14 protein-coding genes and 1 riboswitch are annotated in these 23,445 nt (G+C 75.1%); of the genes, 7 read left to right on the forward strand and 7 right to left on the reverse strand.

Translation table 11 applies throughout. From position 1 onward, the window contains the following. Nucleotides 1–428: 428 nt before the first annotated feature. Nucleotides 429–995 carry a MarR family winged helix-turn-helix transcriptional regulator gene (locus tag ACF1BN_RS31230; RefSeq protein ID WP_392334950.1) on the reverse strand — a complete coding sequence of 189 codons (567 nt, stop codon included), beginning with the start codon at nt 993–995 and terminating at the stop codon, nt 429–431. Nucleotides 996–1,150: 155 nt separating this feature from the next. Between ACF1BN_RS31230 and ACF1BN_RS31235 the strand changes: the two genes are divergently transcribed. After that, entirely contained in the window at nt 1,151–2,422 is a 1,272-nt protein-coding gene (locus tag ACF1BN_RS31235; RefSeq protein WP_392334951.1) for an MFS transporter, read from the forward strand. On the opposite strand, the gene ACF1BN_RS31240 is transcribed toward ACF1BN_RS31235, so the two are convergent. Together ACF1BN_RS31240 and ACF1BN_RS31245 are read right to left on the reverse strand one after the other, a co-directional pair. Further along, a complete protein-coding gene (locus ACF1BN_RS31240; protein ID WP_392334952.1) occupies nt 2,419–4,089 on the reverse strand; it encodes a SpoIIE family protein phosphatase in 1,671 nt (556 codons plus the stop codon). The genes ACF1BN_RS31235 and ACF1BN_RS31240 overlap by 4 nt on opposite strands. A 106-nt stretch (nt 4,090–4,195) precedes the next feature. Beyond that, complete coding sequence (locus tag ACF1BN_RS31245; protein ID WP_392334953.1) at nt 4,196–5,599, reverse strand: NAD(P)/FAD-dependent oxidoreductase; 1,404 nt, start codon at nt 5,597–5,599, stop codon at nt 4,196–4,198. A 342-nt stretch (nt 5,600–5,941) separates the two neighbouring features. Between ACF1BN_RS31245 and ACF1BN_RS31250 the strand changes: the two genes are divergently transcribed. Together ACF1BN_RS31250 and ACF1BN_RS31255 are read left to right on the forward strand one after the other, a co-directional pair. Beyond that, entirely contained in the window at nt 5,942–6,766 is an 825-nt protein-coding gene (locus ACF1BN_RS31250) for a TetR/AcrR family transcriptional regulator (protein WP_392334954.1), read from the forward strand. A 201-nt stretch (nt 6,767–6,967) separates the two neighbouring features. Beyond that, complete coding sequence (locus tag ACF1BN_RS31255; protein WP_392334955.1) at nt 6,968–9,052, forward strand: sigma-70 family RNA polymerase sigma factor; 2,085 nt, start codon at nt 6,968–6,970, stop codon at nt 9,050–9,052. Here the strand turns inward: ACF1BN_RS31255 and ACF1BN_RS31260 are convergent. Both ACF1BN_RS31260 and ACF1BN_RS31265 read right to left on the reverse strand, forming a co-directional pair. Further along, nucleotides 9,039–12,575, reverse strand: coding sequence for a BTAD domain-containing putative transcriptional regulator (locus ACF1BN_RS31260; RefSeq protein WP_392334956.1), 3,537 nt, complete (start codon nt 12,573–12,575; stop codon nt 9,039–9,041). The genes ACF1BN_RS31255 and ACF1BN_RS31260 overlap by 14 nt on opposite strands. A gap of 178 nt (nt 12,576–12,753) precedes the next feature. Continuing rightward, nucleotides 12,754–14,940, reverse strand: a complete 2,187-nt coding sequence (locus ACF1BN_RS31265) for an asparagine synthase-related protein (RefSeq protein ID WP_392334957.1) — start codon at nt 14,938–14,940, stop codon at nt 12,754–12,756. Nucleotides 14,941–15,628: 688 nt separating this feature from the next. On the opposite strand from ACF1BN_RS31265, the gene ACF1BN_RS31270 reads away from it, so the two are divergent. The 4 genes from ACF1BN_RS31270 to ACF1BN_RS31285 all read left to right on the forward strand — a co-directional run bounded on the left by ACF1BN_RS31270 (nt 15,629) and on the right by ACF1BN_RS31285 (nt 20,867). Next, the gene (locus ACF1BN_RS31270) at nt 15,629–17,077 is read left to right on the forward strand and encodes an MFS transporter (protein ID WP_392334958.1); all 1,449 of its coding nucleotides are present in this window, start codon (nt 15,629–15,631) and stop codon (nt 17,075–17,077) included. A 142-nt stretch (nt 17,078–17,219) separates the two neighbouring features. Then, nucleotides 17,220–18,404 (forward strand): L-2-hydroxyglutarate oxidase, encoded by a 1,185-nt coding sequence (gene lhgO, locus ACF1BN_RS31275; RefSeq protein ID WP_392334959.1) that lies wholly within the window; start codon nt 17,220–17,222, stop codon nt 18,402–18,404. 91 nt (nt 18,405–18,495) lie between these two features. Continuing rightward, on the forward strand, nt 18,496–19,215 hold the full coding sequence (trmB, locus tag ACF1BN_RS31280) for a tRNA (guanosine(46)-N7)-methyltransferase TrmB (RefSeq protein WP_392335037.1): 720 nt from the start codon (nt 18,496–18,498) through the stop codon (nt 19,213–19,215). A 359-nt stretch (nt 19,216–19,574) separates the two neighbouring features. Beyond that, nucleotides 19,575–20,867, forward strand: coding sequence for a PrsW family intramembrane metalloprotease (locus ACF1BN_RS31285; protein ID WP_392335038.1), 1,293 nt, complete (start codon nt 19,575–19,577; stop codon nt 20,865–20,867). A 138-nt stretch (nt 20,868–21,005) separates the two neighbouring features. Here the strand turns inward: ACF1BN_RS31285 and ACF1BN_RS31290 are convergent, their stop codons facing one another. Continuing rightward, nucleotides 21,006–21,965, reverse strand: a complete 960-nt coding sequence (locus ACF1BN_RS31290; RefSeq protein WP_392334960.1) for an aldo/keto reductase — start codon at nt 21,963–21,965, stop codon at nt 21,006–21,008. Nucleotides 21,966–22,036: 71 nt separating this feature from the next. Next, nucleotides 22,037–23,251, reverse strand: a complete 1,215-nt coding sequence (locus ACF1BN_RS31295) for a M23 family metallopeptidase (RefSeq protein WP_392334961.1) — start codon at nt 23,249–23,251, stop codon at nt 22,037–22,039. Nucleotides 23,252–23,262: 11 nt separating this feature from the next. After that, nucleotides 23,263–23,414: riboswitch (cyclic di-AMP (ydaO/yuaA leader) on the reverse strand. Nucleotides 23,415–23,445: the final 31 nt, after the last annotated feature.

The following is a 23,445-nucleotide window of genomic DNA, read 5'->3' on the forward strand; positions in this document are numbered from 1 at the left end:
CCTGTTTCCAGGCCCTCCGGGCGCTTCCTGCGCTTTCTTCGTTTCCGACTCTATCAGATCTTTCCGATCCGATTTCCTCGGTGCTTTCCGGTCCCTTTTGCTTTCGCTCCGGGCCCTTCCGGCGTTTCCGACTCTATCAGATCCTTTCGGCGTCTGATTCCCGGTCAGCGGGAGTTGTCTTTCCGGCTGTTGGGCCGTTCCGACGTCTCAAACTCTAGCGGATTCCCTCGGCGACTCATAATCGAGTCGTTCGAATTGAATTTCGGCATGCCGAAATTCATCCCGTGCGGGAGATCGTGCTGGATTGAGTGCCGCTATCGCGGCGGGATGGCTGTCGCAGAACCGTTCCGGCTCCGTGACAACTCGGAGAACACTACGCGTCCCCCAGGGGGGTGTCAACCCCCCTCCGGTGACGTCCGAGAGTGCGTTCAGTCGAGGTCCGTGAGCCTGCCGCCGGCGTCCGGCTGGGTCAGCTCCACCCGACGCAGGAGGCGGATCAGAGCGTCCCCCAAGGCCACGCGCTCCTCGGCCCCGAGGTCCTGGAGGAGCTTCTCCTCGAAGTCCGTGGCCATGCGCATCGCCTCCAGCCACTTCGACCGGCCCTCGTCGGTGAGCTCGACGATCACGCGGACGCGGTTGTTCTCGTCGCGGTCCCGGGTGACCAGCCCCTCGCCGGCCATGCGGTCGATGCGGTGCGTCATGGCGGCCGGGGTGAGGCCGAGGCGCTTGGCCAGCTCTCCCGGACCCAGGCGGTAGGGGGCGCCGGAGAGCACGAGCGTCTTGAGGACCTCCCACTCCGCGTTGCTGATGCCGAGGTCGGCGAGCTGGCGACCGTACGCCACGTTCATCCGGCGGTTCAGCCTGCCGAGGGCGGAGACCACCTTCTCCACCTGGGGGTCCAGGTCGCGGTACTCGCGCTGATAGGCGGCGATCTGCTCGTCGAGCGTCGGCTCCTGCGGCTCTTGCGAGGCGGGGCGCTCGGGGGTGTCGGACATGAGGACGAGTATTCCATGGACCTCGTTGGCGTTGAAGTCCTTCTATGTGTAGTGTTAAGGATCGAACTTTAGGATTGAAGTCTTGAGGGTTCAGGCGTACACGACTGAACCCGCGACCGAAGTGGGTGAGTGTGACCAAGGCGAGGGGCGCCGCGATGCGCCGGATTCAGGCAGGCAGCGCGCTGAGCGCGTTCGGGCTCGGCTTCACCGTCCCGTACCTCTATGTGTACGTGGCGCAGGTGCGGGGCCTGGGGGCGACGACCGCGGGTGTGGTGCTGGCCGTCTTCGCCATGGCCGCGCTCGTGGTGCTGCCGTTCAGCGGGCGGGCGATCGACCGGCGCGGGCCCGTGCCGGTGCTGCTCGTCGCCTCCGGCCTGGCCGCGGTCGGTGCCGTGGCAATGGGCCTCGCATCGAGCGTCCCGGCGGCGGTGGGTGCCGCCGCGCTGCTCGGTGCGGGCACCGCGGTGCTCCAGCCGGCGCTCGCCACGATGATCGTGTGGTGCTCGGAGCCCGTCGGCCGCACGCGTGCCTTCGCGCTCCAGTTCTTCCTGCAGAACCTGGGTCTGGGTCTCGGCGGTCTGATCGGCGGCCTGCTCGTCGACGTGAGCCGCCCCGACAGCTTCCTGCTGCTGTTCTCGATCGAGGCCGTGATGTTCCTGGTGCTGGCCGCGGTGGTCGGCACCGTGCGGATGGCCGGCTCTCCGGCGCTCCAGGGCGCGCGGCCCGCCGGGGGCGGCAAGGGCGGCGGGGTCCGGGCGCTGCTCGGCCACAAGGCGATGGTGCAGCTGTGCGTCCTCGGCTTCGTCCTCTTCTTCGCCTGCTACGGACAGTTCGAGTCGGGTCTGGCCGCGTACGGCACCGAGGCCGCCGGTATCGCTCCCTCGACGCTCGGCATCGCGCTGGCCGCCAACACGGCGGTGATCGTGCTGGCGCAGTTCCTGGTGCTGAGGTTCGTGGAGCGCCGCAGGCGCACCCGGGTGATCGCGGCCGTGGGCCTGATCTGGGCGGTGGCGTGGATCATCGCCGGGTACGCGGGGCTCGGGCACGGCAGCCAGGCGATGGCGACGGCCGCGTTCGTCTCCACGTACGCGCTCTTCGGCCTGGGCGAGGCGATGCTGTCGCCGACCGTGGCCCCGCTGGTGGCCGACCTGGCGCCGGAGTCGATGGTGGGCTCGTACAACTCCGCCTTCGCCCTGGTGAAGCAGTTGGCGCTGGCGGTCGGGCCCGCGGTGGGCGGTCCGATGGGCGCGTCGCTGCACGGTCCCTACATCGTGACCTTCGTGCTGTTCTCGCTCCTCGTCACGGTGCTCGCGATCCGGCTGGGCAAGCAGCTCACGCCGGTGCAGAACCAGCCGTCGCTCGCCCTGCGGGCCTCGCGTGTGGTGGCCCGGCACCGGCCCGAGAAGGAGACCGCCGCCGCTGCCTAGTCGGGCAGGGCGAACTCGCACCACACCGCTTTGCCGCCGCCCGGAGTGCGGCGGCTCCCCCAGGACGAGGCGATCGTCGCGATGATGGAGATCCCGCGACCCGCCTCGTCCTCCGTTTCCGCCCTGCGGCGGCGCGGCAGGTGGTCGTCCCCGTCGGTGACCTCGATGATCAGGCGGCGGTCGGTGCGGCGCAGCCGCAGGCGCATGGGCGGGGTGCCGTGCTGGAGGCTGTTGGCGACGAGCTCGCTGGTGGCGAGGACGCCGAGGTCGCGGAGCTCGACGGGGAAGCGCCAGGAGGAGAGGACCCCGGAGGCGAAGGCACGCGCGCGCGGGGCGGCCTCGACGCCGCCGAGGAGTTCGAGGGCGGCGTTGTGGAACAGCTCGGCGTCGGCGCCGTCCCGGGCGGGGTGCTGGACGACGAGGACGGCGACGTCGTCGTCGTGCTCCGCGGTGACGCCGAGGGCCCGGAGCAGCCGGTCGCAGACCACCTGGGGGGTGCCGCCGGCGCCGGCGAGCGCGCGGGCGAGGGCGTCGACGCCCTCGTCGATGTCCTCGCGGCGGCGCTCGACGAGTCCGTCGGTGTAGAGGACGGCGGTGGAGCCCGGGGGCAGGGCGATGGAGCCGGAGGCGTGCAGCCAGCCGCCGGTGCCGAGCGGGGGTCCGGTGGGGTCGCCGGCCTTGCGGACGGTGCCGTCCTCGTCGCGGACGAGGATCGGGAGGTGGCCGGCGGAGGCGTAGACGAGCTTGCCCTCGTTGGGGTCGTGGACGGCGTAGACGCACGTGGCGATCTGGCTGGCGTCGATCTCGGCGGCGAGGCCGTCGAGGAGCTGGAGGACCTCGTGCGGGGGCAGGTCGAGGCGGGCGTAGGCCCGGACGGCGGTGCGGAGCTGGCCCATGACGGCGGCGGCGCGGACGCCGCGGCCCATGACGTCGCCGATGACGAGGGCGGTGCGGCCCGCGCCGAGGGTGATGACGTCGTACCAGTCGCCGCCGACGGCGGCGTCGGCGACGCCGGGCTGGTAGGTGGCGGCGATCCGCAGGTCGTCGGGCTGCTCCAGCTCCTGCGGGAGGAGGGAGCGCTGGAGGGTGACAGCGGTCTCGCGCTGGCGGCGCTCGCTGGCGCGGAGCCGCTCGGCGGCCTCGGCGTGGTCGGTGACGTCGGCGGCGTGGACGAGGACGCCGGCGCCGTCGAGGTGCGGGCTGTCGACGGGCAGGCAGGTGACCGTGTACGAGCCGCCTTCGGCGGTGCGGCGGGACTTCACGGTGCGGGGCTTGCCGCTGCGCAGGACCTGGTCGAGGAGGGGGAGCAGGCCGAGCTCCTCGGCCTCGGGGCAGGTGGCGGCGACGGTGGCGCCCGGGGTGCGGGGGCCGAAGGCGGAGGCGTACGCGTCGTTGACGTAGGCGATGCGGTGCTCGGGGCCGTACACGAGGGCGACGAGGCCGGGGAGGCGGCCGAGGAGGTCCCGTACCGAGAAGTCCTCGAGGGCGGGGGCCCCGGTGTCCACGTCCGGGGTCTTCCCGGCCTCTTCGGGGCCCTGTGCGTCCGCGGTGGGGTGCTCCGGCCGCGGACCGTACTCACCGCGGGCGGCGGGCACGGAGCCTTCGTTCCCCCGCGCCGCGCGGCGCTGCGTGCCGGGGAGCCGGGCGCTCCAACGGGTGAAGTTCACGGATCTGTATGCCTCGTGGTGTCGGTGCCGTGCGGAGTCACGCTGTGCAGGTGTGAGCCCACCTATGGTCACACGTCCAGTGTGGACGAGTGCACTGACAGTGATGTCAGGAGGACGCCTCGCCGTTCCCGTCGGGGCCGGGGTCGGTGGGCGGGGGCGGGGGTGGTGCGGCCGCGAGTTCGAATTCGGCCCGGGGGTGCTCCAGTGAGCCGAGGGAGACGATCTCCCGTTTGAAGAGGCCGGAGAGGGTCCATTCGGCGAGGACCCGGGCCTTTCGGTTGGCGGTCGGCATCCGGCTGAGGTGGTAGGCGCGGTGCATCAGCCAGGCCGGGTAGCCCTTGAGCTTGCGTCCGTACACGTGGGCGACGCCCTTGTGGAGGCCGAGGGAGGCGACGGAGCCGGCGTACGCGTGCGCGTACTCCTTGAGGGGGCGGCCGTGGAGGGAGGCGGCGAGGTTCTCGGCGAGGACCTTGGCCTGGCGGACGGCGTGCTGGGCGTTGGGGGCGCAGGGGGTGCCGGGTGCCTCGGCGGTGACGTCGGGGACGGTGGCGGCATCACCGGCGGCCCACGCGTGGGCGGCGCCGTCCACGGCGAGGTGGGCGGTGCAGCGGATCCGGCCGCGCTCGTCGAGGGGGAGGTCGGTGGCGGCGAGGACGGGGGCCGGCCTGACGCCCGCGGTCCACACGACGGTGCGGGTGGGCAGGCGGGTGCCGTCGCTGAGCACGGCGACCCGGTCCTCGCAGCTGTCGAGGCGGGTGTCCAGGCGGACGTCGATGTTGCGGCCGCGGAGCTCCCGGATCGCGTACCGGCCCATCTCGTCGCCGACCTCGGGGAGGATCCGTCCCGCGGCCTCGACGAGGATCCATCTCAGGTCCTCGGGCTTGACGTTGTGGTAGTAGCGGGTGGCGTACCGGGCCATGTCCTCCAGTTCGGCGAGCGCCTCCACGCCCGCGTACCCGCCGCCGACGAAGACGAAGGTGAGGGCGGCGTCGCGGAGGGCGGGGTCGCGGGTGGAGGAGGCGATGTCGAGCTGCTCCAGGACGTGGTTGCGCAGGCCGATGGCTTCCTCGACGGTCTTGAAGCCGATGCCGTGCTCGGCGAGCCCGGGGACCGGGAGGGTGCGGGAGACCGAGCCGGGGGCGAGGACCAGTTCGTCGTAGGTGAGGGCGACCGGGCCCGCGCCCTCCTCGTCGGTGGCGAGGGTGGTGAGGATCGCGGTGCGCTTGGCGTGGTCGATGGACTCGACCTCGCCGATGAGGAGGCGGCAGCGGTCCAGGACGCGGCGGAGCGGGACGACGACGTGGCGCGGGGAGAGCGAGCCGGCGGCGGCCTCGGGCAGGAACGGCTGGTAGGTCATGTACGGGTCGGGGGTGACCACCACGATCTCGACGGCGCCGCCGCCGAGCTCCGTCCTGAGCTGCCGCTGGAGGCGCAGCGCGGTGTACATGCCGACGTATCCGCCGCCGACCACGAGAATGCGCGCAGGTTCGGTCACCGTCCCATGAGGCATCGCCGTCCGGTGTTTGTCCACAGGCCCGGCGAATTGTGTGACCGGAGTGGTGTGGAGGCGCGGGGTGGCGCGCGAGGGGTGTGTGGGCGCAACGGCGCAGGTCACGGCGGGCGGAGGCGGCGGGTCGCGGGGTGGGAAACCGGTGGCTTCGGTGCCTTGCTCCGATCGGGGGGCGCACCGTACGGAACTCCCCCTTCTGAATTGACCCGGACTCAACTATGTTCGTAGTTCGTCGGGGTGTCGGTTCCGGCGTGCGCGCGGACCGATAGCGCACACCGGCCGGGAGCCCCGTATCAGGGCGGGGAGTCTCCGGGGGGAGACATCATGAGCGGGGGAACGCTTATGCAGATTCAGGATTCTCGTTGGCAGTCCGTCATCGGGACGGCGCAGGACGACCGGGGTGCGGGGGCCGTGGCCGCCGTGCCGTCGGCCGGGAGCGTGCTCTCCGGTGGCACCGTCGCGGGCACCGGCACCGTCGTGGGCGGTCCGATGGCGGGCGGGCGTTCGGCGCCGCTGCGGGTGGACGCGCAGCGCAATCTGGAGCACGTGCTGCGTGCCGCGCGCGAGGTCTTCGGCGAACTCGGCTACGGGGCGCCGATGGAGGACGTGGCCCGGCGCGCGCGCGTGGGTGTGGGCACGGTCTACCGGCGCTTCCCCAGCAAGGACGTGCTGGTGCGGCGGATAGCCGAGGAGGAGACCGCGCGGCTGACCGAGCAGGCGCGGGCCGCGCTCGGGCAGGAGGAGGAGCCGTGGTCGGCGCTCTCCCGGTTCCTGCGCACCTCGGTCGCCTCGGGTGCCGGGCGGCTGCTGCCGCCGCAGGTGCTGCGCGTCGGCGTGGACGAGTCGCCGGTGGACGGGAGCGGCGAGGGTACGGCCCGGGTGCCGTACCAGCGGGGTCTCGGCGAGCAGCCGGACGCGCGCGTGGTGGCGCCCCGGCCGGTGCCGGCGGACGAGCGGGACGACGCCGGAGCGGCGGAACTCCTGGAGGTCGTCGGCCGGCTGGTCGACCGGGCCCGGGAGGCGGGCGAGCTGCGGACGGACGTGACCGTGGCGGACGTCCTGCTGGTCATCGCCACCTCGGCGCCGGCGCTGCCGGACGCGGCCCAGCAGGCGGCGGCCTCGGCCCGGCTCCTCGACATCCTGCTGGAGGGTCTGCGCTCGCGGTAGTGCCTTCGGACTCCTTCCGGCCCGCCCGGTCATTGGGCCGGGCGGACCAAGGAGCACGACACGAACGTGCGAGCGGTTACGCCGGGGTACGGGAAGTCGCCCCGGACGAGTGGTAAGTGGACGCGGCACTTCGGCGTGCCCGCGCCGTGTGGCAGGCTGAGCCGGTGTTCGGGTCTGCGCATGCGTACGGGGGCTTCCGCGATGAGCGGTGACGGTCGGGACGATCCGCTGGGCGGTGGCGGTGCCACGGAGGCCGAGGGCCCGCCCGCCCGTCAGGTCCCGCACCAGGGCAGCCCCTCGGGCGCCGCCGGCACACCGCACGGCTCCGGCGAACCGAGCGTGCCCCAGCAGCGCGAGGCCAAGTCGGCCGGAAGCCCGTGGCCCCCGGCCGCGCCGCCCGCGTCCGTCCCGGCCCCCGACACCGGCGGCGTACCCGCGCGAGAGGCGGCCGACGGTGGCGAGGGAGTGCTGCCGCCGCCGCGCGAGCTGCCCGCCTCCGACGCCGACCTGATCGCCCGCATGCGGGACGGCGACGACTCCGCGTACGAGGAGCTCTTCCGCCGCCACTCCGAGGCCGTCCGCCGCTACGCCCGCACCTGCTGCCGGGACGCGCACACCGCCGACGACCTCACCGCCGAGGTCTTCGCCCGCACCCTCCAGGCCGTCCGCGGCGGCGCCGGACCCGAACACGCCGTCCGCGCCTACCTCATGACCACCGTGCGGCGGGTCGGGGCCGGCTGGGCCAGGACCCAGAAGCGCGAACACCTCGTCGAGGACTTCGCGGTCTTCGCCGCCGACGCCGCCCGCTCCTCCGAGGTCTCCGACCAGGACACCCTGGACCTCGGCGCCGAGGTCAGGGCCATGCAGGAGGCCGAACAGTCGCTGGCCATGCAGGCCTTCCGCTCGCTGCCCGAGCGCTGGCAGGCCGTCCTCTGGCACACCACCGTCGAGGAGGAGTCGCCCAGCGAGGTCGCCCCCCTCTTCGGCCTGACCGCCAACGCCACGGCCGTCCTCGCCAGCCGCGCGCGCGAAGGGCTCAAGCAGGCCTACCTCCAGGCGCACGTCAGCCAGGCGCTCACGGCGGGCGGCGACTGCGCCCGGTACGCCGACCGGCTCGGCGCCTACGCGCGCGGCGGGCTGCGGATGCGGGCCGAGCGCGGCCTGCGCAAGCACCTGGACGAGTGCGCCAAGTGCCGGGTCGCCGCCGGCGAACTCGCGCACGTCAACGCCGGGATCCCGGCGCTGCTCCCGATCGCCGTCATCGGCTGGTTCGCCGCCGGCTACTCCCTCAAGGCCGCGGGCATCGTCGCGGGCGGCGCGGTGGGCGCGGCCGGCGCGGGTGCCGCCGCGGCCGCCACCGGCGGGGGGACGACGTCCGGCACCGCCGCGGGCGGAGCCGCCGCCGAAGGGCTCGGCGCACCCGTGAAGGCCGGCATCGCCGCCGCCGTGGCCGTCGCCGCGGCGGCCGGGCTCGTGTGGGCGATGGCCGGTGACCCGCAGCCCGTCGCCTCGCCCCAGCCGGCGCCGACCACCGCCGCCCCCGTCGCGCCGCCCGAACCCGCACCGCCCGTGAAGCCCTCGCCGAAGCCCGAGCCGACCACTCCACCGCCTCCCCCGGCGCCCGCGCCGGAGCCCACCACCCCGCCGCCACCGGCGAAGCCCGAGCCGAAGCCGACACCCGCGCCGACGTCCGAGCCCGCCCCGAAGCCGACACCCCCGCCCGCGGCGAAGCCCTCGCCCCGGCCGAAGCCGACACCCACGCCGAGGCCGACCACTCCGCCGCCGAGCCCCGCGCCCACCCCGAGCCCCACCCCTCCTCCGACGACACCTCCCCCGCCGCCCGCCCCCGTCGTCTACCCGGTCGACCAGTTGGACTACTCCGCCTTCGGCGACGGCACCGAGCCCGAGGTCGTCCTGGAGGACGGCACCTGGATGTGGCCGCGCCAGGGGATGACGATCAGCGATTCCACGTACGCGTACGGCGTCAGCGTGCACGCCCCGTCCTCGCTGCTCATCAGGCTCAACCGGCAGTGCACCGCCTACGACGCGGTCGTCGGCGTCGACGACCTGAGCGCCCCGCTCGGCCCCGGCGGGGTGCGCTTCTCCGTCTACGGGGACGGGGAGCGGCTGTGGCGCTCGCCCGTGGTCCGGCCGGGCGACCCGGCGATCCCGGTGCATGTGGACCTCGGAGGCCGGTCCACGGTGCGGCTGGTGGTGGAGGAGCACACGCCGTTCGGCCGGGCCGCCGTCGCCGACTGGGCGGAGTCCCGGATCAGCTGCTCCTGACGGGGTCGCCGCCGGCACCCCGCCGGGCGGTGTACGGCTCCACCAGGGCCAGCACCTCTTCCGGTCCGAGGCCGGCGCCGGCGGCCCGGGCCTCGGCGAGGCCGTCCTCCCCGAGGACGGCCAGACAGGCGGCGGTCAGTGTCTCGGCCTCGCGCCGTTCCGGTACGGAGCGGGGGATGTCCTGCCGCCAGGTCCCGACGGCGGCCGCCACGCGCGCGCAGCGGGCGGCGTCGCCGGTCCGGTGCAGGGCGTAGGCGAGCCCTTCGGCGAGGCTGATGACGATGATGTCGGCGCAGTGGCCGCCGAGCGCGGTCCGCAGCACGTTCGCGGCGGCGGCGACGGCCGCGGGTCCGGCGCCCTCGTGGGCCTCGATCCGGGCCACGAACCCGTCCAGGGCGATGGCGAAGTGCGGCGGCGGGGTGCCGACGTGCGCATGGGCGCCGGCCGAGGCGATCCAGGCGCGCGCGCCCGCGGGGTCGTCGCGGTCGAGGGCGAGGACGGCCCGCATGACGTCCACGAAGGCGTGGGAGTCCCGGAGGCGGAGCCGCTCGGACTCCCGCGAGGCCTCGTCGAGACCGCGCTCGGCGCCGTCCGTGTCGCCGTCCCGGTAGGTCAGTTCGGCGAGCCGGGCGAGGAGGAACGGGGCCTCGGTGTGGGCGCCGACCTCCCGCGCGAGCCTCAGGGCCTCCTCGTACGCCTCTCTGGCCTCGGCGCGGCGGCCCCGCATCATGTTGGCCTCGGCGGCGGCCGAGGCCACCTGGGCGCCCATCCAGCGGTCCCCGACCCGGCGGACGAGGACGCGGAGTTCGGCCAGGTCCTCGTCGACGCCGCGCATGCCGTCGGGCATGTCCACGATCATGTGGGTCCGGAACATCAGGCTCACGCCGGTCTCCCAGTCGCCGCCGTACCGGCGGCAGGTCTCGACACCGGCGTCGAGGAGGGCGCGGACCGTCGACGGTTCCTCGGTGAGGTAGGCGGTGAACGGCCACAGCAGGCCGGGGAAGCGGGCGGCCTCGGGGCCGGGGTCCCGGCCGAAGGCGTCGCACACCCTGCGGACCAGCGCGAGCGCCTCGGGGTCCTCGCGGATGTTGCCCGTGTACATGGTCTCGTCCTCCAGCGCGAGGAAGAACGAGAGCATCCGCAGCCGCATGCGCGGCCAGTACCGGGGGTCGGCCGGGTCGTCCGGGTCCTCCCCGAGGACGAGGGCGCGCCGGGTCCAGGCGAGGCCCTCCGAGCGGTAGTTGCGCAGCCACCAGAACCAGCCCATGGCGAAGACCAGCCGGAGTCCGGCCGACTCGTCCGGGGCCGTGACGAGGGTGCGGTGGAAGGCGGCCCGGATGTTGTCGAGGTCCCGTTCGAGCCGGTCGATCCAGGGCAGCTGCTCGCCGGAGCGGAGCTTGGGCTCGGCCTCCTCGGCGAGGGCCGTGTAGTACGCGGTGTGGGCGGCGCTCGCGGCGGCCAGCAGCTCCGGCGTCTCAGCGGCGCGCTCGGCGGCGTACTCGTGGATGGTCTCCAGGAGGCGGTAGCGCATCGCGCCGTCGTCGGCGGGGGTGGCGATGACGAGCGACTTGTCGACGAGGGCGCCGAGGGTGCTGAGGGTGGTGACGGTGGTGAGGGCGGACCGGGTCGGCTCGGTCTCCGTGCCGTGGGGGGCGGGGGCGGAGATGGGGGCGTCGACGGCCTCCGCGGCCGGGAGGTCCCAGCCTCCGGTGAAGACGGAGACCCTGCGGAGCAGGGACCGTTCGGCCGGGTCGAGGAGGTCCCAGGACCAGTCGACGACCGCGCGGAGGGTCTGCTGGCGGGGCAGCAGGGTGCGGGCCCCGGAGGTGAGGAGCCGGAAGCGGTCGTCGAGCCGGTCGGCGATCTGGCGCGGGGTGAGCAGGCGCAGCCGGGCGGCGGCCAGTTCGATCGCGAGGGGCAGTCCGTCGAGCCGGCGGCAGATCTCGGCAACGGCGTGGGCGGTGCCGGCGTGGGCGGTGCGCGCGGGGGCGGGGTACGCGGGGGCGGGGTACGCGTCGGCGGGGTACGCGTCGCGCGCGTGGTTCCCGGCGGGGTCGGGATCGGCATCGAAGGGGAGGTCGGGGGGGAGGTCGAAGTCGGGCAGGACGGCTCGGGCCCGCTCGGTGAAGAGGCGGTGCGCGGGGGCGGGCGGTAGCGGTTCGACGGGGCGGACGGTCTCGCCGGGGACGTTGAGGGGTTCGCGGCTGGTGGCGAGGATCCGGAGGCCCGGGCAGTGCGCGAGCAGCGTCTCGGCGAGGGCCGCGGCGGCGTCGACGACGTGCTCGCAGTTGTCGAGGACGAGGAGCAGGCCGGGATGGCGGGCGAGGTGTTCGACGAGGTGGGCGGTCGGGTCGTCCTGGAGGGCGACGCCGTCGCGGGTGATCAGGTTCATCTCGCGCAGGCGGAGCGCGGAGAGGACGGCGCCGGGGAGCGCGCCAGGGTCGTCCAGGGGCGCCAGTTCCGCGATCCACGCGTGGGGCCCGGCGACCTGCCGGGCGGCCTCCTCCGCGAGCCGCGTCTTCCCCGACCCGCCGGGACCGGTGAGCGTGACGAGCCGGGACCGGCCGAGATCGGCCCGGAGCGCGGCGAGTTCGGGCTCCCGGCCGACGAAGGAGGTGAGGCGGGGGCGGATGTTGCCGACGCCCGTGCCCGGGTCCGGGGCGGTGCCCGAGCCCGAGGCCGGGCTGGTGCCCGAGGCCGAGCCGGTGCCCGAGCCGGGACCCGCGCCCACGCCCGCTCCGGTGCCGGTGCGGGTGCCGGTGCCGGTGCGGCTCTCGGGGGTGGGGGCGGGAGCGGCGGGCTCGGGGGTGAGGAGGTCGCGGTGGAGGGCGGTCAGTTCGGGGCCCGGGTCGGCGCCGAGGGCGTCCGCGAGGGTGCGGCGGGCCGTCTCGTACGCGGCGAGCGCGTCCGCGTGCCGGCCCTCGGCGCGCAGGGCGCGGATGAGCTGGGCGTGGAAGCCCTCGTCGTACGGGTACGTGGCGGTCAGCCCGGTCAGCTCCGGGACGAGTCCGTCGAGGGCGCCGCGCCGCAGGTCTGCCTCGACGCGCCGACGCAGGGCGGCCAGGCGCTGCGCCTCGGGGCGGACGCCCGCGGGTCCGGGCAGGTCGGCGAGGGCGGGGCCGCGGAAGAGCGCCAGGGCGTCCCGCAGCAGGGCGGCGGCCTTCTCGGGATCTCCGGCGTCGAGGAGGTCTCCGGCCTCGGCGACACGGCACTCGAACACGTACAGGTCGATGTCCTCCGGTCCGGCGGCGAGCCGGTAGCCGGGTCCCGGCACGGCCTCGACGGCCTCCCGGCCGAGGACCCGGCGCAGGCGGGAGACGAGGGCCTGGACGGCGGCGGGCGCGTCGAGCGGCGGCTCGTCCTCGTCCCCGTACACGTCGTCGACCAGTTCCCGGACGGGGACGGCCCGTCCGCCGCGCAGCGCGAGCGCGGCGAGCAGCGCGCGCAGCCGCGCGCCGCCGAGGGGCAGGGGGGTGCCGTCGGGGCCGAGGGCCTCGGTGGTGCCGAGGAGGAGATACCGCACCGGCCCATTCTTCCCCTCGGGCGGGAGAGACACCTCGGGGTTTCCCCGGGCGGTTCCCGGAGACCGGACGGTTCCCGGAGACCGGACGGGGGTCAGAGACCCGACAGATCCCGGAGACCGGACGGGAACGCGTTCACTCGAACCGGCGTGCTGTGGCGTTTCGCCGCCTCGCGGACGCTCACCGCGCCGGCAGCGACCTCGACGCCGGGATCAGCGGCCCCTGGACGGCGCGGGGGGCGCGGGGTGTGGCCGTGTCGGTCCAGCAGGAGCCGCGGCGGGCGAGGAGGCGGCGGAGCCAGAGCTCGGTGGAGACGAGGTCGGCGAGGCCGTCGAGGGGGAGGCGGGCGCCGTCCGCCGCCGCGCGCAGGGCCTCGCGGACGCTGCCGGCGTCGATGAGGCCCGCGTCGGCGAGGAGGGGGGCGTCGAAGAGGGCCAGGAGGTTCGGGAGGGCGGCGCGCACGCCCGCGCGTGCCGTGCCGGCGGGGACGGCCGGATAGGGCGCGCCCCAGCCGGCCGGCAGGTCGCGGATGCCGGTGTCGGCGAGGACCGTGCGCAGCACGCCGGCCCGCGCGTCGGGCTGGACGCGGAGGGATTCGGGGAGGGCGCGGCAGGCGCGGACGACCTGGTTGTCGAGGAAGGGGGCGTGCAGCCGCTGGCCGCGGATCTCGGCGGCCTGTTCCAGGACGCGGTGGTCGGCGGCCGCGCGGGCGAGGGCCGCACGCGCGCGTGCCTCCCCCGGGCGCTGGACCGCCGGCGGCAGGGTGGCCGCGCGGTTCAGCCGGGCCGCCACCTCGGCCAGCGCCTCGCCGGTCAGCCAGCGGGCGGCGGGTCCGGGCCGGGACCAGGCGAGGGCGGAGAGCGAGGCCGCCAGCGGGCCGTGGGCGTCGGCGGGGTCCCGGTTGGCGTCGAGGACGTGCTGGGCGGCGGTCTCCAGGCCCGCCCGGTAGGGGGTACGGGCGAGCCTGCGCGCCGCCCGGTAGACGGTGACCGGCACCAGGAAGGAGCCCGCCGACGGACCGGTCGCCTTGGCGAGGGCGGTCACCGGGCGGACCAGGGAGCGGCGCCTGCGGTCCATCAGCAGGTCGGCGAGGCGGGCCGGGTGGGCGTCCAGGACCTGTCTGGCGCCGAGGCCGGTGAAGTGGTCGGCGCTGCCGCCCGCGAGGCGCCTGCGGTGCCGCTCGGCGGTGACCAGGGCGGGCCCGGGCTCGTCGGTGAGCGGCCCGTCGAGGGCGGCGTACGGCAGGGCTTCCTCGCCCGCGGTGACGACCACGTGGCGCAGCCGGGGGTCGGCGGCCAGTTCCCTGGCCCGTTCGAGTTCGGCGGTGCGGCCGGGTCCGGGCTTGGCCGCCAGGTCGGTGAAGGTGACGGCGAGGAGCCGCTCCCCCGCGCCCGCGTGCCCGAGGACGGTGCCGGGCACGCCGGGCAGTCCCGCGGCGAGGAGGGCGAGGGTGGCGGAGGCGCTGCCGCCGGACAGGTCGGCGCCGATGCCGGGCGCGGGTCCGGAGCCGCGGGCCGCCCGCCGGTCGGCGGGCCCCATGCCGGGGACCGGTCCCGGGTCGGGCAGCGGGGCCTCGGGGGCGTGCCGGGGGGCGGTGAGCCGGGCCCGTACGGACTCCACGAGCGCGTCCCTGACCGCTTCGACGGCCTGTCGGGGGTCGGCCTCCGGGGCGGCGACGGCGAGCGAGGCCACCGTCTCGTACCCGGCGATCTCGCGGGAGCCCTCCCGCAGGATCAGGGCGTGGCCGGGCGGGACCCGCCGGACGCCCTCGTACGGGGTGGAGTCGCGCAGCGCCTCGGGGGACTCGGGGCAGGCGAGCAGGGCGGCGAGGTGGCCGATGTCGAGCTGGGCCTCGACGAGGTCGGCGAGCGGGAGGGCGGCGGTGGCGTAGGCGGTGCCGCCCTCCCAGGGGGTGTGGAAGACGGGGCGGGCGCCGGCGAGGTCGCCGGTGACGGTGATCCGGCGGCCGGCCTTCACGACGGCGGTGTAGCTGCCGGGCCAGGCGGTGAGGTGGCGCAGGGCGCCGCCGCGGGCGGTGACGAGGCCGCGGCGGAGTTCGTCGTCGCCGGCGGCGCAGCAGCCGAGGACGGCGAGCCGGGTGCCGTCGTCGAGGGCGACCACCCGGACCTCGTCGGGGCGCCAGTCGCCGACCGCCCACAGGGGGTCGGGGTCGCCCCACAGGAGCTGTGCGCCCACCGGCTGCACCGTGCGCCCCCCGACGTGCCCGCCGCTCTCGGCGAAGGGGGGTGCGTGGGGCGGGATTCCGGAGCCGTACGCGCTGTTCGCGCCGTTGGTCGCTCCGGTGCGCGCCCCGGTGGCCGTGGCGTACCTCGCGGCGACACTGCTCCAGCCCACCAGCCATCGCATCGGCGCCTCCACGTCTGTTTCGGTGGGGCCATGCTGCCATGACAACGGCGCACGGGGCGGTGTCCGGGTGCACGCGCGCGAAAGCCGAATGCGCCCCTGGCATGCACCAGTTGGCCGGGCGGGGAGCGGGCGGTGGCGGGGAGGTGGCGGGCGGGAGGACTCCCGCTCCGGCCGGGCATGGTCCGGGGGGGACTGCGGATTAGGCCGATTCTCGTCCCTGACAAGAGGTTTGACGTGCCGTCAGGCACTGAAGGATCACGGAGACGACGGACGCCCCGAAGGCTCCGCCTCCCGCCGGCGGTCCGGCTGTTCGGCAGTCCGGGAGGCGACCCGCCCCCCCGGCGCCGTCCGCCGCTCGCGGGGAATGGAGCGGCGGTGTCCCCCAGCCCACCGGTACCGGACCGGAACCCTGAAGGGCCCCGCGCCCGGCCGGACGGGCCGACCCACGCAGGACCCATGGAAGCCGTCCGGGGGCGGAGCGACGAGAGCGCACGGCCGGGCGCACGGCCACACGGCCGGAGCACGGGCCGGGCGACGGGCCGCTCCGGAAAGCTGTTCACACAACAATCTCGCCATACGGAACTCCGCCCCTTAACGGTAGGGATGCGGCGAACTACGCTGTGTTTACGAATGCCGCCCGCCTATGCCCGGCGTCGCGGCGGCCGTCTGGATGTCGAGGGGTGGCGTCATGTCCAGGGAGCAACGCGGGCCGAACGAGAAGCTCGGCGCCGTTCTCGCCCTCGCGGGAATCAGCAACGCCGGCCTCGCCCGGCGGGTCAACGACCTCGGCGCACAGCGCGGTCTGACGCTGCGCTACGACAAGACCTCGGTGGCCCGCTGGGTCTCCAAGGGGATGGTGCCGCAGGGCGCCGCGCCGCACCTGATCGCCGCCGCGATCGGGCAGAAGCTGGGCCGGCCCGTGCCGCTGCACGAGATCGGGCTCGCCGACGCCGACCCGGCGCCCGAGGTGGGGCTCGCCTTCCCCCGGGACGTCGGCGAGGCGGTCCGCGCCGCCACCGACCTCTACCGGCTGGATCTCGCCGGCCGTCGGGCCGGCGGAGGCGGCATCTGGCAGTCGCTGGCCGGTTCCTTCTCGGTCAGCGCCTACGCGACCCCCGCGTCCCGGTGGCTGATCACCCCCGCCGACCCGTCGGTGGAGCGGACGGCCGGGCGGGGCGGAGCGCCGGGCGGGCCCGGTCCCGCCGGGATCGCGGAGCACGCGCGCGTGGGACACAGCGACGTCGCCAAGCTCCGCGAGGCCGCCGAGGACGCGCGCAAGTGGGACTCCAAGTACGGCGGCGGGGACTGGCGCTCCTCGATGGTGCCCGAGTGCTTAAGGGTGGACGCGGCGCCGCTGCTGCTCGGCTCGTACTCCGACGAGGTCGGCCGGGCGCTCTTCGGCGCGACCTCCGAGCTGACCCGGCTCGCCGGGTGGATGGCCTTCGACACCGGGCAGCAGGAGGCGGCGCAGCGCTACTACATCCAGGCGCTGCGGCTCGCGCGGGCCGCCGCCGACGTGCCTCTCGGCGGGTACGTCCTCGCCTCCATGTCCCTCCAGGCCACCTACCGGGGCTTCGCCGACGAGGGCGTGGACCTGGCGCAGGCGGCGCTCGAACGGAACCGAGGCCTCGCCACCGCCCGCACCATGTCCTTCTTCCGGCTCGTCGAGGCCCGCGCGCACGCCAAGGCCGGCGACGGGCCCGCGGCGGCGGGCTCGCTGAAGTCCGCCGAGGGGTGGCTGGAGCGCTCCCGGGACGGCGACGCCGACCCGACCTGGCTCGGCTTCTACTCGTACGACCGGTTCTGCGCCGACGCCGCCGAGTGCTACCGGGACCTGCGGATGCCGCGCGAGGTGCGGCGCTTCACCGAGCAGGCGCTGTCCCGGCCGACGGAGGAGTTCGTCCGCTCGCACGGGCTGCGGCTCGTGGTCTCGGCCGTCGCCGAGCTGGAGTCCGGCAACCTCGACGCGGCCTGCGCCGCGGGCACGCGCGCGGTGGAGGTGGCCGGGCGGATCTCCTCCGCGCGGACCACGGAGTACGTACGGGACCTGCTCCACCGCCTCGAACCGTACGGACACGAGCCGCGGGTCATGGAGCTGCGGGAGCGGGCCCGGCCCCTGCTCGTCGCCCCGGCGTGACGGCCGGCACAGGGTCGCGCGCGGGGCGTGTGACGGCCCGCGACGGGGGCACGGGCAAAAGCGTGACGCGCATCCCACGACGTGGGCGTTTAGCGGGAATGTCAGTGGGCCAGTGCACTATCAGGGGTGGGAGGTGGCGCTGGTGTTTGACTGTGACGTGCTGGTGATCGGCGGCGGGATCGTCGGTCTGTCGACGGCGTACGCGCTCCAGCGCGCCGCGCCCGGCACCCGCGTCGCCGTCCTGGAGAAGGAGGAGGGCCCCGCGCGCCACCAGACCGGGCGCAACAGCGGCGTCATCCACAGCGGCATCTACTACCGGCCCGGCTCCCTGAAGGCGCGGTTCGCCGTCGAGGGCGCGGCCGAGATGGTCAAGTTCTGCGCGGAGTGGGGCATCCCGCACCAGGTGACGGGCAAGCTCGTCGTCGCCACCGCGCGCGAGGAGCTGCCCCGGCTCCACGCGCTGGTCCAGCGCGGCAGGGAGAACGGCATCCCGGTGCGCGAGCTCGGGCCGTCGCAGATCACCGAGTACGAGCCGCGGGTGCGGGGCCTCGCCGCGATCCACGTCGGCACCACCGGCATCGTCGACTACACGTCCGTCGCCCGGCAGCTCGCCGAGTCCTCCGGCGCGGAGATCCTCTACGGCGCGGAGGTCACGGCGATCGACCGGCGCCCCTGGGGCGTCGCCGTCCGCACCGCCGACCAGCGGATCGTGCGGGGCAAGGTCCTGGTGAACTGCGCCGGGCTGCACTGCGACCGGGTCGCCCGGCTCACCGGCGACGACCCGGGCATGCGGATCGTCCCCTTCCGGGGCGAGTACTACGAGCTGGCCGACCCCTCGCTGGTGCGGGGCCTGGTCTACCCGGTGCCGGACCCCGCCTTCCCGTTCCTCGGCGTGCACCTCACCCGCGGCATCGACGGCGGCGTCCACATCGGGCCGAACGCGGTGCCGGCTCTGGCGCGCGAGGGGTACGACTGGGGCGTCGTCCGCCCCGGCGAGCTCACCGGCACGCTCGCGTGGCCCGGCTCCTGGACCATCGCCCGCCGGCACTGGCGGTACGGCGCGGGCGAGCTGCGCCGCTCCCTGTCGAAGCGGGCCTTCACCGAGGCGGTGCGGCGGCTGCTGCCCGGGGTCGACGAGTCGGACCTGCGGCCGGCGGCGGCCGGCGTGCGGGCGCAGGCGGTGCTGCGGGACGGGACGCTGGTGGACGACTTCCTCATCCGGGAGTCGGCGCGGGCAGTCCACGTCCTGAACGCGCCCTCGCCCGCCGCGACGGCCTCGCTCCCCATCGGCCGGGAGATCGCCCGCCGGGCCCTCGTCCTCCTCTGACCCCCCTGCGCCGGGCCGGCCCGTACCATGGGCCGTTGTGTCTGAGCAGCATGAGAATCGCACCGAGTCCGTCGCCCGCCGCGGCAGCCGCATGTTCGCGCCCGGGGAAGGGCCCTCGCCCGACCCCGCCGGGGCCCACTTCGAGCGGCGGATCCGGAGTTTCCAGCCGCGGCGGAGCCGGGTCACCGCCGGGCAGGCGGAGGCGATGCTGAAGCGGTGGCCGGACTGGGGCCTGGACATCGACGGCAAGCGGGTGCTGGACCTCCGGGAGATGTTCGGCGACCTGCCCGTCGTCCTGGAGATCGGCTTCGGGATGGGCGAGGCGACCGCGCAGATGGCCGCCGCCGACCCCGGCACCGGCATCCTCGCCGTCGACGTGCACACCCCCGGCCAGGGCAACCTCCTCGGGCTCGCCGACCGCAACGGCCTGAGCAACGTCCGGGTCGCCAACGGCGACGCGATCATCCTGCTGCGCGAGATGCTCGACCCGGCCGCGCTCGACGGCTGCCGCGTCTACTTCCCCGACCCCTGGCCGAAGAAGCGCCACCACAAGCGGCGGCTCATCCAGCCCGAGTTCCTGACCCTGCTCGCGACCCGGCTGAAGCCGGGCGGGGTGCTGCACTGCGCCACGGACTGGGAGCCGTACGCGGAGCAGATGCTGGAGGTGCTGTCCGCGCACCCCGACTTCGAGAACACCGCCGCCGACGGCGGGTACGCGCCCCGCCCCGACTTCCGGCCGCTCACCCGGTTCGAGGGCCAGGGCCTGGACAAGGGCCACCTCGTCCACGACCTCCTCTTCCGGAGGAAGTAGCTCCTTCCGAAGGAAGGAGCCCCTCGCGGAGAGCCCCTTCCGGAGAGCCCCTCGCAGAGAGCCCCTTCCGGAGAGCCCCTTCCGGAGAGCCCCTCGCAGAAACCCCCCTCCGGAGAGCCCTCCGGAGAGCTCCTGCGGGGAGCCTCGTCCAGGGGCCTTTCCGGAGGATGGCGTCCCGGGTGCGCAAGTCCGTCGCCCCTGTCGGTGGCGGTCGCTAGGGTCGAGGCGTGTCGCAATCCCTGCCGTCGGCCTCGTCGTCGCCCGAGCCGTCCACGCCGCCCGACCTGCCCCCGGCGCACCTGCCGTCGCAGGCCGGACCGCCCGCGGTCGAGACCCGGGTGTCCCCTCCGCACGCCGACGTGCCCGAGCGGGACGGGGACGAGCCCTCGTTCGCCGTGGCCGCCGACCGGAGCCAGTGGCGGTACCGGCCGCGGCGGGCGTTCTGGCGGAGCCGCATCGTCCGGGCCGTCACCCTGATCGTGCTCCTCGCGCTCTGCGCCCTGGTGATCCTGGCGCTGGTGCGGGAGCAGACCGGCACGGAGGGGTTCCTCGTCGGGCTGGGCCTCGCGGTCCTGCCCGTACCGCTGCTGATGGCGGCGTTCCGCTGGCTCGACCGGGTCGAGCCGGGCCCGTGGAAGAACCTGCTGTTCGCCTTCGCGTGGGGCGCGTTCGCCGCCGCCCTGGTCGCGATCCTCGCGAACTCCTTCGCCGTCCGCTGGATCGCCACCGCGACCGCCGACCCGCGCTCCGCCGACGACCTCGGCGCCACCGTGATCGCGCCGGTGGTCGAGGAGTCCGCGAAGGCCGCCGCGATCCTGCTGCTCTTCCTGTTCCGGCGGCGGGACTTCCGGAGCCTGGTCGACGGGGTGGTGATCGCCGGCTTCACCGCGACCGGCTTCGCGTTCACCGAGAACATCCTCTACCTGGGCACCGCCTTCGGGGAGGACCAGGACCTCGGCGACGGCGGGATCGGCGCCGTCACCGCCGGCACCTTCTTCGTCCGGGTCGTGATGTCGCCGTTCGCGCACCCGCTCTTCACGGTCCTCACCGGCATCGGCTTCGGCCTGGCCGCGCTCGCCCCGCGCGGCAAGCGGCTGCGCCGGGTGCTGCTGCCGCTCGCCGGGCTGCTGCTCGCGATGGGGGTGCACGCGCTGTGGAACGGCTCGGCGACCTTCGGCGGCCCGCTCGCCTTCTACGCCGTGTACGCGGTCTTCATGGTCCCGGCCTTCGGGCTGCTGACCTGGCTCGCGGTGTGGAGCCGGCAGAAGGAGCTGCGCACGATCGCCGGGGTGCTTCCGGCGTACGCGGCGGCCGGCTGGCTCTCCCCGGAGGAGCCGCTGGCGCTCTCCTCGATGCGGGCCCGCCGCACCGCGCGCGCGGTGGCGTCCCGTACGTACGGGAAGGCGGGGGCGCGGACGGTCGGCGAGTACGAGTCCTTCGCCACGACCCTCGCCTTCCTGCGCGAGCGGGCCCGCCGGGGCACGGTTCCGGTGCCGGACTTCGCCGCACGGGAGCAGGAGCTGCTGCACCACCTGTGGGAGCGCCGGGCGACGGCCTCGCCCGCGCTCTCGTACGCGGCGCGGGCCACCGGCCGGGTGTGGGTGCCGCCGCAGTACCTCGACTACGGCGGCTACAACCCCTACAAGGGCTAGCCCCGCCGACCGGTCCGACGCTGCGGCTGCGTCCCCTGCGGGGACCGGCCCCCGCCGACCGGTACGCGCCGGGGTGCGAGGCGGACCGGTTGCGGCGGCTGCGACCCCTGCGGGGACCGGCCCCGCCGACCGGTCCGGTCAGTCCTCGGGCGTCTCGGAGGCGGCCGTCAGCCGGGCCAGTTCGGCGTCGGTGAGGGTCAGGTCGGCGACCGCGACCAGCGCGGGGACCTGCTCGACCGTGCGGGCCGAGGCAATGGGCGCGGCGACGGTGGGGCGGGAGGCGAGCCAGGCGAGGGCGACGGTCGCGGGCTCGGCGCCGTGCGCCTCGGCCACCTCGTCGAGCGCCGCCAGGACGGCCTGCCCGCGCGCGGTCCCGGCGAGCGCGGAGGCGCGGGGCGCGCGGACGCTCTCGACGGTCCTGCCCTGCCGGTACTTCCCGGTGAGGAAGCCGGACGCGAGGCCGTAGTACGGGACGGCGGCGAGGCCGGTGCCGGCGGCGGTGTCGAGGAGCGGGCCCTCGTACTTCTCCCGCGCGACGAGGTTGTACTCGGGCTGGAGCGCCACGTACCGGGTGAGTCCTTCGGCCTCGGCGAAGTCGAGGGAGGCGCGCAGTCGCTCCGGAGAGATGTTGGAGGCGGCGACGGCCCGCACCTTGCCGTCCTTCACGAGCTGGTCGAGGGCGGTGACGATCTCCTCCACCGGCACCGACTCGTCGTCGAAGTGGGTGTAGTAGAGGTCGATGTGGTCGGTGCCGAGGCGGCGCAGGGACTCCTCCGCGCCGGCCTTGATGGTGGGGGCGGAGAGGCCCTTGAGGCGGGAGTGGGCGCCGACCTTGGTGGCGACGACGATGTCGGAGCGGTTGCCCCGGGCGGCGAGCCAGCGGCCGATGATCGTCTCGGACTCACCGCCCTCGTTGCCCTCGACCCACTCCGAATAGACATCGGCGGTATCCACGAAGTTGCCGCCGGCGGCCGCGTAGGCGTCGAGGACGGCGAAGGACCGCTCCTCGTCGGCGCTCCAGCCGAAGACGTTGCCCCCGAGGGCGAGCGGGAAGACATGCAGGTCGGAGGTGCCCAGCGGGCGCAGAGGTGACGTCATGCAGCGATCAACTCCGTGCACCGCCGGGCGTATTCCGATCGGGGAGCCTGAACCCCGACCGGAAGACGGACTCAGACCGACAGGCCCTTGGACCGCAGCCACTCGGCCGGGTCGATGCCCGAGCCGTCCGGGGTGTGGACCTCCAGGTGGAGGTGGGGTCCGGTGACGTTGCCGGTGGCGCCGACGCGGCCGATGGTCTCGCCGGTGGTGACGGTCTGGCCGGCGGCGACGGTCATGGAGGAGAGGTGGCAGTACCAGATCTCGGTGCCGTCCTCCAGCTGGAGGACGATCCGGTAGCCGTACGAGCCGGACCAGCCGGCCGAGGTGATGGTGCCGCCGTGCACCGCCTTGAGCGGGGTGCCGGTGGGAGCGGCGAAGTCGAGGCCCGTGTGGTAGCCGGAGGACCACATCGAACCGGACTGCATGTAGGTGGAGGTCAGCGTGTACGAGGAGAGCGGCATCGAGTAGCTGGCGGCCAGCTTGGCGAGCCGCTCGGCCTCCGCCTTCTCCGCGGCGATCCGCTCGGCCTCGGCCTTCTCCTTCGCGATCCGCTCCGCCTCCGCCTCGGCCTCCGCCTTGGCCTTCGCGGCGGCCTCGGCCTTCGCGGCGGCGTCCGCCTTGGCCTTGGCGTCCGCCGCGGCCTTCTCCGCGGCGGCCTTCTCGGCGGCCAGCTTCTCGGCGTCGGCGGCGGCCTGCTGCTGCTGTTCGGCCTGCTGGAGGATGCGGGCGCGCAGGGCCTCGCCCGCGTCGGCGGCGGAGGCGGTGCGCTCCGCGGCCTCGGTGCCGGCGGCGGTGTCGGCCGGGGCGGTGTACGTGATCGAGGTGAGCGGCTTCGCGGCCGCGCCGCCCGCGGCGACCGCCACGGTGTCCTCGATCGGGGCGGGGGCGGGCTCGTCCTCGCCGCCGGACAGCAGGGCGCCGACGCCGGGCAGGTCGTGGGCGTCCGGCAGGCCGAGGTCGGGGAGGTCCGGCAGGGAGATCGCGACCGGGGGCTTCTCCTGCGCGGTGGCGAGGCCGCCCGCGCCGACGGCGGCGATGACGCCGACGCCGAGGACGGTGGAGGAGCGGGCGAAGTTGGAGCGCTGCTTCACGACCCGGTGCCGGCCGCCGCTGCGGCTCTCGGCGCGCAGGGAGCCCTCGGTCGGGTTCCACTCCCCGGGTGCGGGGGTGAAGGAGGCTGGGTCGTACGCGCCCGGCGCGGAGCCGGCCGGGTCGTCCGCTCCGACGGCACCCGGGCCGCCGAAGGGCTCGAAGGGGGCTCCGGGTACGGGGGTGTTGGACGCCACGGAGGCGCGCTCCTTTCCTTCCTTCTCGCCTACCGGGTTAGCTGACGGGTTCGGAGCAGGAAGGTCTCCTACGGGCGTTTTCGCACAGGGGGCGTGCGAGGGGCCCGATTCACCCCAAGGGATGGTTCCCCGGTTCCCTTTCGGGATTCGGCGTGTGCGCACGGAGCCGTCTCTTGCGACGGCTGGGACGACCG

Origin of the sequence: Streptomyces sp. NPDC014861, from assembly GCF_043081625.1 — a bacterium.
GTDB lineage: Bacteria > Actinomycetota > Actinomycetes > Streptomycetales > Streptomycetaceae > Streptomyces.

Bases quoted from the DNA above. Each gene is read 5' to 3' on its own strand.
- ACF1BN_RS31230 (WP_392334950.1), bottom strand. From the start codon at position 995: ATGTCCGACACCCCCGAGCGCCCCGCCTCGCAAGAGCCGCAGGAGCCG.
- ACF1BN_RS31235 (WP_392334951.1), top strand. From the start codon at position 1,151: ATGCGCCGGATTCAGGCAGGCAGCGCGCTGAGCGCGTTCGGGCTCGGC.
- ACF1BN_RS31245 (WP_392334953.1), bottom strand. From the start codon at position 5,599: ATGCCTCATGGGACGGTGACCGAACCTGCGCGCATTCTCGTGGTCGGC.
- ACF1BN_RS31250 (WP_392334954.1), top strand. From the start codon at position 5,942: ATGCAGATTCAGGATTCTCGTTGGCAGTCCGTCATCGGGACGGCGCAG.
- ACF1BN_RS31255 (WP_392334955.1), top strand. From the start codon at position 6,968: ATGAGCGGTGACGGTCGGGACGATCCGCTGGGCGGTGGCGGTGCCACG.
- ACF1BN_RS31265 (WP_392334957.1), bottom strand. From the start codon at position 14,940: ATGCGATGGCTGGTGGGCTGGAGCAGTGTCGCCGCGAGGTACGCCACG.
- ACF1BN_RS31270 (WP_392334958.1), top strand. From the start codon at position 15,629: ATGTCCAGGGAGCAACGCGGGCCGAACGAGAAGCTCGGCGCCGTTCTC.
- trmB (WP_392335037.1), top strand. From the start codon at position 18,496: ATGTTCGCGCCCGGGGAAGGGCCCTCGCCCGACCCCGCCGGGGCCCAC.
- ACF1BN_RS31290 (WP_392334960.1), bottom strand. From the start codon at position 21,965: ATGACGTCACCTCTGCGCCCGCTGGGCACCTCCGACCTGCATGTCTTC.